This window comes from Sutterella sp. KLE1602, from assembly GCF_001578585.1.
Lineage (GTDB): Bacteria > Pseudomonadota > Gammaproteobacteria > Burkholderiales > Burkholderiaceae_F > Sutterella > Sutterella wadsworthensis_A.
In genome coordinates, this window is the sequence record NZ_KQ968486.1 from 39,735 (window position 1) to 47,276 (window position 7,542).

Sequence of the window (7,542 nt, forward strand, 5' to 3'; positions counted from 1 at the left end):
CCTTCCGCCCGTCATCGCCTCGGGAAGAAGAGGTCGATCGCCTTCGCGGGAGATGCGGGCGTCAGCCTTGAGCCAGCAACGAAGAGCACGGCCGCCACGACCATGCAGGGTGCGATGGCATGCGCGCCTCCCATCGGAATCTTGAAGATCGTGACGGCGAGATAGAAGGCGATGCTGCCCGCAACGGAAACAAGTGCACCTCCTGCCGTTGCGCCGCGCCAGAAGAGACCGCCGATCAGCGGCATCAGGAAGGCGAGTTCAAGGCCGCCGAATGCAAAGAGGTTGATCCAGGCGATGACGTCAAGAGGCTCGAGCGCCAGAATCAGCGCAAGGAGTCCGAGCGCCCCCGTCATGAGCCTCGTCGTCATGCGAAGCCTGGCCTCGTTGCGGCCCGCCTCTGGGCGGTGAAAGAGCACGAGGTCCTTCATGATGGCGGAGGCGGCCGCGAGAAGAAGCGAACTCACCGTCGACATCGTGGCGGCCAGAGGGCCGATGAGCGTCACGCCCGCCGTTACGGGATCCATGTAGTTGGCGATCAGGTAAGGCATCACGGCGTCCGTCGTGCCGCCCATCTCGGAGAGAGGCACGTCGAGCATGCCTCGGGCAAAGACGCCCATCACGGTCATGCCGATCATGAGCGCACCACAGACGACGGTCGAGACGATCATGGCCTGATGCAGGTCGGAGGAGCGGCGGTAGCTCATGCAGCGCACGGCCGACTGGGGCAACCCGAGCGTGCCGAAGCCCACGAGCACCCATGCGGACAAAAGCAGCGACGTTGCTAGCGCGCCGCCCGAGGTGGGCGAGAGCAGCACGCCCTCACTGCCCGCCCCGCGGGGAGCTGCTGCGGCGACGTTCGCCATCACCTGGGCGAGTCCGCCGCCCGTCTCGAGGATGTTCCAGCCGAGCGCGCCCATGCCCACGAGCATCAGAACGGCGCAGGCCGTGTCGGTAACGGCCACGGCCCTGAAGCCACCGAAGGCCGTGTAGAGCACGGTGACGGCGCCGAAGAGCACGAGCCCCCAGCCGTAGCTCACGCCCGCGGCCTTCGAGAAGATCTGTGCGCCGCCGATGAACTGACCGATCATCATCGTCGTGAAGAAGACGAGCATCAGCACTGCGAGCAGCGCCGCAAGCGTCCGTCCGCCCCGGCCGTCGCCGTAACGTGCGCGGATCATGTCGATGACGGTCAGCGCCCCCGCGGCGCGCGAGACGACGGCCATCTTCTTGCCGGCCACGCCGAGAATCAGAAAGCCCGCGATGATCTGCGGCGCGGCGAAGACCACCCAGCCGAGGCCGAGTTGCCAGGCAAGGCCGGGCCCCGAAACGAAGGAGGAGACGGATCCGTAGGTCGCAACGAGCGTCATGGCGAGCACGAAGCCCTTGAGGCTGCGGTCGCCGAGGAAGTATTCGCCTGCAAAGCGGTTGCGGCGACCCGCGCGCTCGGCCCAGAGCGAAAGCCCCATGAGCATGACGAGAAAGAGCGCGATCGGAAGGAGAATCAGGAAGGTGTTCGTCACGACTGATCCTCCCCGCCGGCCTTCTCAAGGTTCCCCGCCGAGTAGCCGCGGGCGGCTTCATCAAGGTCGATGTCGGTGAAACAGCGCTTCACGAGCACCCAGACGGCCGCGACGCTGACGAAATAGCCGCCGACGCAGGATGCCATGAACCAGACGGGCATGGAGAGGATCGTCATATCCGAATCCTCAAGGAGCCACACCGCCGCCCAGAAGTACGCCATCGTGAAGGCCGCGACGGCGAGCGTGGCCGCCGCCTCGCGCCCCGAAGCGCGAAGTGCGCGGTCATAGAGAGTGCGGTCCGGCGACACGGCGTCCCGGACCTCGTTGTTGTTCGTCATTGACGATGTTACCTCCGGCCCTCGCCCATGAGGATGACGACGGCTTCTTCGGCGTCTTTGCGCCATTGGGGAAACACCCCGTCCTTGTTGTCAGTGTGTGTGATGGACGGGAGCGAGTTTGATGCCCGCTTCGCGGATCAGACGCCTGAAGAGCGTCAGATCCTCCCAGGCCTTGGCCTTTTCATCGGGAGCTCGAAGCAGGTAGGACGGATGATAGCTGACGACGGCCTTCGTGTCGAAGTCGCCGATCGTCACGTCGTGCACGCGTCCTCGCTGGCTGCCGATCGAAGCGTCGGGTCCCAAACCGAGCAACGTCTGCATGGCGAAGCGTCCCATGATGAGAAGCACGTCGGGGCGAACGAGAAGAAGCTGCCTGCGCAGATAGGTTGCGCAGCAGGCCACCTCGGCGGGCGCGGGATTGCGGTTTCCCGGCGGGCGGCACTTGAGCACGTTCATGATCGCGATGTCGCGGCGGCGCTCGATGCCGATGCTCTCGAGCATCTGCGTGAGCAGCTGGCCCGACTTGCCGACGAACGGAATGCCCTGAAGGTCCTCCTCGCTGCCGGGCGCCTCGCCCACGAGCGCAATGCGCATCCCGGGACCGCCTTCGGCGAAGACGACGTGCTGGCGGCTTTTGGCCATCGAGCAGCAGGTGCATGCGCCTGCAAGCCCCTCAAGCGTCGACCAGTCCGCCTTTTCACAGGCGGCGACGACTTCGGGCGGAAGCACGAGTGCGGGCGCCTGCGGGGCGCTTGAAATCGGTTCGGCGACGGGACGAACGACGGGGGCGGGTCTCGCGGGTGCGGGACGGGGCGCGAACTCGGGAGGCATTCCCGGCGGCAGTGCGGTGGATCGTGCGGCGGGACGCGGCGCAGGCCTCGAAGGAGCAGCGGGCGCGGCGGAGCGAACGGCCGGTGCGGGCTGCCTGAGCTCGGCGCGAAGCGCGGTTTCGGCAAGCGTCACGTCTTCGGTCTCGCGCAGAATCCACTGCGGACCGATCTCGAGGGCGTCCCACATCAGGCTGTCGGCGGCGCTCAGCATGCCTCACCTCCGAATTCAAGCGTCATCAGGACCGCATGCTCGCGGCCTTCGGCCGTGCGGTAGTAGTTCTTGCGAAGACCCACGCGCACGAAACCCGAGGTTTCGTAAAGACGGATCGCACGCTCGTTCGATTCGCGCACCTCGAGGTGGCAGCGCGTGCACTTCCGGGTGCGCATCGCATCCGTCATCCTGTCGAGCATGGCGCGGCCAAGCCCCCTGCCCTGCAAGTCGGGACGAACGCCGATCGTAAGAAGCTCCGCCTCGTCAAGCACCGGCATCACGACGGCCCACGCGCCGATCGAGCCGTCATCGAGCTCGAGCACGTCGCAGAACCAGCCGTTCCTGAGCACGTCGGCGAAGTCGCCCGCCGTCCAGGGGGTCGGCTCCACCATCGCCTCGAGGGCGGCGAGGATCTCCTCGTCGCCCTGCCTCACGGACCTGAAGCGGAGTCCGTCCGTCACAGGCGCTCTCCCCTCGCACGCTCCTGCATCGTGAGCGCAACGCGGTCGCGCACGTAGAGCGGAGAGGCAAGCGCGGGGATCATCGTACGGCCCTCAGCCTCGTCTGCGAGGCCGAGACGCGCGATGCGCATCACCATGTCTTCGGGAATTTCGTGAAGGGGGAAGCCTTCGGAGAGGTTGAACGCCTCGGCATAGACGCCGGCGGCGGAGCCGCAGAGCGCATCGGCCTTCGCCTCCTCAAGCCAGCGGCGCGCATCGGCGGGCTTGACGAGTTGCGGCGCAAGCACCTCGCGCACGCCTCTCGGGCCCTCGACCACCTCATAAAGGGCGGAATAGGCCTCCTGCATGCGGGCGTCGTTCATGACGGCAAGGCGCGTGCCGGGCGCGAGCTGCGCGGCCTCGGCCGCCGCAAGCGCGTCGGCCTCGAGATTGCACACGGCGGCCACGTCGGTCCTGAGCGCCCAGGCGATGCCCTGAGCGACGCCGCAGGCGACGCGAAGGCCCGTGAAGCTGCCGGGGCCTGCACCGAAGGCCGTGAGCGCGATGTCCTTCTTTTCCGCGCCGCATTCGGCGAGGAGCTCGTCGATCATGGCGAGGATGCGTTCAGCATGCTTGTTGCCGACCGTCTCGGACTTCCAGGCCGAAACTTCGCCGTCGCGGCTCAGAAGGGCCGCGCTGCACCGCTGGTGCGCCGTATCAAGAGCAAGAATGAATGAAGGCATGACCGTCCAGTTGTTTTCTGCAGGCCTCGAAAAGGCCTCCGAACGCCCGAAATCGGCGTCCCACAATGAATTCGATCATTATACCATCGAGCCTCCGGCGCCCCTCGGAGGCACGAAAAAGGCCGCCCCCCTGCGGATGAACGACCGTTTTGCCTTGTTTGGCTTGCTGTGATCGAATCTCCGGCCGCCCCTGCGTACGGCTTGCCGTCCGAACGTCTATCGGGCCGAGGCGCCAGCCGCATAGGCCGCGCGTCCTTCGCCGCTGCCCGTGAGCTGAACGTGGAATTCCGTGATCTGCTGACGAAGGAGCTGACGTTCGTCGCGACGCAGCTTGCGCGTCTCCTTCGACATCACGGCCCCCGCCTGCTCGCTGCAGAAGCGCTTTCTGAGCTTGTCGCGGTCGGCTGCGGACATTTCCCTGCGCATGTCGCTGCGCTCGCGGGTGCTCATGCTGCGCCAGTGCATAGCGCGGGAAACCTCGTCGAGATAGGGCCACAGGTGCGCACGCTCGCTCGCGGACATCTCGGTCCACTGGCGGATGCATGGCGCCTCGACCTCCTGACAGTGGTCCCCGAGACCCGCAGCGGGCTCGGCCCCGGGCATGGCGGCCGCCGAACTGCATCCGAGGCAGCAGAGCACGATGATGGCGCTGTTTCTCATAAGCTAGCTTCTCGTCATGAAATCTGCAGACGAATTTTCCGGCCTTCGCCTCAAAACGCCTGCGCCGTTGTCGTTCAGGGACAGCTCGCCATTTGGCGCATAGGGGTTGTCCCCAACCATGTTCGCGGGATGGGTTCGAACCACCGGGCCCGACCGTCTCCCAACCCCGCATCGTCAATATACAGTTCGCCGCTCTTCTAGGCAGAAACCATGATTTAGGACCTGTTAACAAGAGGCTGATTTTGTAACACGATTTTGTTTTCCTCCCACGAGGCATTTGTAACAGGCGACAATGGGGTCATGCAAAAGAGTGTCCAAAAGGCACGGCTTACTGTCCGACACGGCTTTCGCGGCAATCCCGCCCGAAATTCCGATTTGCAACGGACGCTGATTCCGGAGAACCACCGTGGAACGCAATCCCAAAATTCTCGTTGTTGACGACGATCCCCGACTTCGCGACCTTCTGCGCCGCTATCTCGGCGAAAACGGCTTCCAGGTATTCGTGAGCGAAAACGGCGCCGCGATGAGCCGCCTCTGGGTTCGCGAGCACTTCGACGCCCTCATTCTCGACCTGATGATGCCGGGTGAGGACGGCCTTCAGATTCTGCGCCGCCTTCGCGCCGCCAAGGACATGACGCCCGTCATCATGCTCACCGCCCGCGGCGAGGACGTCGACCGCATCGTCGGTCTTGAGCTCGGCGCCGACGACTACATCGCCAAACCCTTCAACCCGCGCGAACTGCTTGCCCGCATCCATGCGGTGCTCCGCCGCCGTCCGGCGGGCGACGCCCCGGGCGCTCCCTCGCTGGAAAACGAGACGGTCCGCTTCGGCGAGTTCGAGCTTGACCTCGGCACCCGCGTACTCAAGAAGAACGGCGAGGTGCAGCCGCTCACGACCGGCGAGTTCGCCGTCCTCAAGGCCTTCGCCCGCCATCCGCGCCAGCCGCTCTCCCGCGACAAGCTGATGGAAATGGCCCGCGGCCGCGAATACGAGGCCTTCGACCGCTCGCTCGACGTGCAGGTTTCCCGCCTTCGCAAGCTGATCGAACCCGATCCCTCCAAGCCGCGCTACCTGCAGACGGTCTGGGGCCTCGGCTACGTCTTCATCCCCGACGGCCACAGCTGATCGCCGGGACCGCATCAGGCCAGTTCTGAGAAATTCTGAAAGCTCCCGTCCGCCACAAGCGGCGGGAGCTTTTTCCGCAGTACAGAACCGCTACACTTTCACCAAACGGTTTCAACCCACACCTGCCGGACACACTCATGCTTTCCCTACGCAGCAACCATCGCCCGAGCCTCTTCTGGCGCACCTTCATTCTGCTGTGCGGCCTCATCTTCTTCAGCGTCGTCGGCTGGCTGCAGAGCTTCCGCGTGCTCTCCGAACTTCCCTACTCGCAGGGCGTCGCGCAGCACATCGTCTCGACCGCGAACCTGACGAAGTACGCGCTCGTGACGGCCGACCCGCTCTTTCGCGTCGACCTGCTGAAGCTTCTTGCCGCCCGCGAAGGCCTTCTTCTCTCGCCGCGCGATGCGACCGACAAGGTCGTCGTCCTCTCGGGCGACGGCTTCAACGGCCTCATCGAGCAGCTCGTCAAGCACCAGCTCGGCCAGGACACGATCCTCGCCTCGAGCGTCAATGGCGTCTCGGGCCTCTGGGTCTCGGTCGACATCGACGGCGACGCCTACTGGATGCAGACCGACAGCGGCATCCTCAATCCGCCGCTCGGCACCGCCTGGCTCTGGTGGGCGCTCGCTGCCTGTCTTGCCAGCCTCTTCGGCGCCACGCTCCTCACCCGGCACGTGATCGATCCGCTTGCCAAGCTCTCGCAGGTGGCCGCGCAGCTCGGTCAGGGCAAGGTCCCCGATCCTCTTCCTGAGGATGCGGGCACGGCCGAGATCCAGGCCGTGAACATGAGCTTCAACCGCATGGTGCAGGACCTGCGCCGCATGGAGGCCGACCGCGAGCTGCTTCTCGCGGGCGTGAGCCACGACCTTCGCACGCCGATCACGCGCCTGCGCCTCGAGGTCGAGCTCGCCGACCTGCCCGAGGACTCCCGCACCGCCATGGTGAGCGACCTTGAGCAGATGGAGAACATCGTCAACCAGTTCCTCTCCTACGCGCGTCACAGCCATGAGGAGCAGGAGCTCGTCAACCTGGGCGAGGCGGTTCAGAACGCCATGTCCAACGCCAGGCTTGCGAACGACTCGACCGTCAAGATCACGAGCCACATCGCGCCCAACGTCTTCATCGTTGCTCACCCGCTCGAGCTCTCCCGCGCCGTGCAGAACCTCTTCACGAACGCGATGCGCTACGGCCGCAGCGAGGACGGCATCCTCAGGCTCCACATTACGACGGGCCTGACCGACAACGGCAAGAACGCCATGCTCACCGTCGGCGACGAGGGCGCGGGCCTTCCTGAAGACCAGCGCGAGCGCGTCATGCGCCCCTTCGAGCGCGGCGAAAGCGCGCGAAGCGGCGTGACAGGCACGGGCCTTGGCCTCGCCATCGTCGACCGCATCGTCCGCCGCTCGGGCGGCAGCGTGCAGCTCGACAGCATGGATCCGCACGGCCTTCTGGTGCGCGTATGCTTCCCCGCCGCCGATCCCGCCGCCGTCAAGGCCAAGGAGGAGAAGCGGGCCCGGGAACAGGAGAAGCTTGAGAAGAAGATGCTCAAGGAAATCCAGAAGAAACAGCCCGCAGTTCCCGCCGATCCCGTCGACGAAGACCCGAAGGCGTGATGCAGGAACAAGCTGAAAGCACCTGAAAATCGGATAGGAGGCATGGGATTACTTCCCATGC

Annotated in this window: 9 protein-coding genes; 3 read left to right on the plus strand and 6 right to left on the minus strand. The window is 65.4% G+C overall.

Going from position 1 to position 7,542, the window contains the following annotated elements:
• Nucleotides 1-11: 11 nt before the first annotated feature.
• The 5 genes from panF to tsaB form a co-directional block, all read right to left on the minus strand.
• On the minus strand, nt 12-1,520 hold the full coding sequence (gene panF / locus HMPREF3036_RS01010) for a sodium/pantothenate symporter (protein WP_082897304.1): 1,509 nt from the start codon (nt 1,518-1,520) through the stop codon (nt 12-14).
• Nucleotides 1,517-1,858: a YhdT family protein gene (locus tag HMPREF3036_RS01015; RefSeq protein WP_062330869.1), complete on the minus strand. Its 342-nt coding sequence runs from the start codon at nt 1,856-1,858 to the stop codon at nt 1,517-1,519. The genes panF and HMPREF3036_RS01015 overlap by 4 nt, the downstream gene beginning before the upstream one ends.
• Nucleotides 1,859-1,948: 90 nt before the next feature.
• A complete protein-coding gene (locus HMPREF3036_RS12210) occupies nt 1,949-2,899 on the minus strand; it encodes a uracil-DNA glycosylase (protein WP_062330873.1) in 951 nt (316 codons plus the stop codon).
• Nucleotides 2,893-3,360 (minus strand): ribosomal protein S18-alanine N-acetyltransferase, encoded by a 468-nt coding sequence (rimI, locus tag HMPREF3036_RS01025; protein ID WP_156469703.1) that lies wholly within the window; start codon nt 3,358-3,360, stop codon nt 2,893-2,895. The genes HMPREF3036_RS12210 and rimI overlap by 7 nt, the downstream gene beginning before the upstream one ends.
• Entirely contained in the window at nt 3,357-4,082 is a 726-nt protein-coding gene (gene tsaB, locus HMPREF3036_RS01030) for a tRNA (adenosine(37)-N6)-threonylcarbamoyltransferase complex dimerization subunit type 1 TsaB (protein WP_062330875.1), read from the minus strand. Before tsaB ends, rimI begins: the two co-directional genes overlap by 4 nt.
• On the opposite strand from tsaB, the gene HMPREF3036_RS11780 reads away from it, so the two are divergent.
• A complete protein-coding gene (locus tag HMPREF3036_RS11780; RefSeq protein ID WP_156469704.1) occupies nt 4,069-4,254 on the plus strand; it encodes a hypothetical protein in 186 nt (61 codons plus the stop codon). The two genes, tsaB and HMPREF3036_RS11780, sit on opposite strands and share 14 nt — an antisense overlap.
• Before the next feature lie 44 nt (nt 4,255-4,298).
• Here the strand turns inward: HMPREF3036_RS11780 and HMPREF3036_RS01035 are convergent, their stop codons facing one another.
• Complete coding sequence (locus HMPREF3036_RS01035) at nt 4,299-4,742, minus strand: hypothetical protein (protein ID WP_005433034.1); 444 nt, start codon at nt 4,740-4,742, stop codon at nt 4,299-4,301.
• A 406-nt stretch (nt 4,743-5,148) separates the two neighbouring features.
• Between HMPREF3036_RS01035 and ompR the strand changes: the two genes are divergently transcribed.
• Nucleotides 5,149-5,868, plus strand: a complete 720-nt coding sequence (ompR, locus tag HMPREF3036_RS01040; protein WP_005433035.1) for an osmolarity response regulator transcription factor OmpR — start codon at nt 5,149-5,151, stop codon at nt 5,866-5,868.
• Between the two features lie 137 nt (nt 5,869-6,005).
• The gene (locus tag HMPREF3036_RS01045; protein ID WP_062330878.1) at nt 6,006-7,481 is read left to right on the plus strand and encodes an ATP-binding protein; all 1,476 of its coding nucleotides are present in this window, start codon (nt 6,006-6,008) and stop codon (nt 7,479-7,481) included.
• The last annotated feature ends 61 nt before the right edge of the window (nt 7,482-7,542 follow it).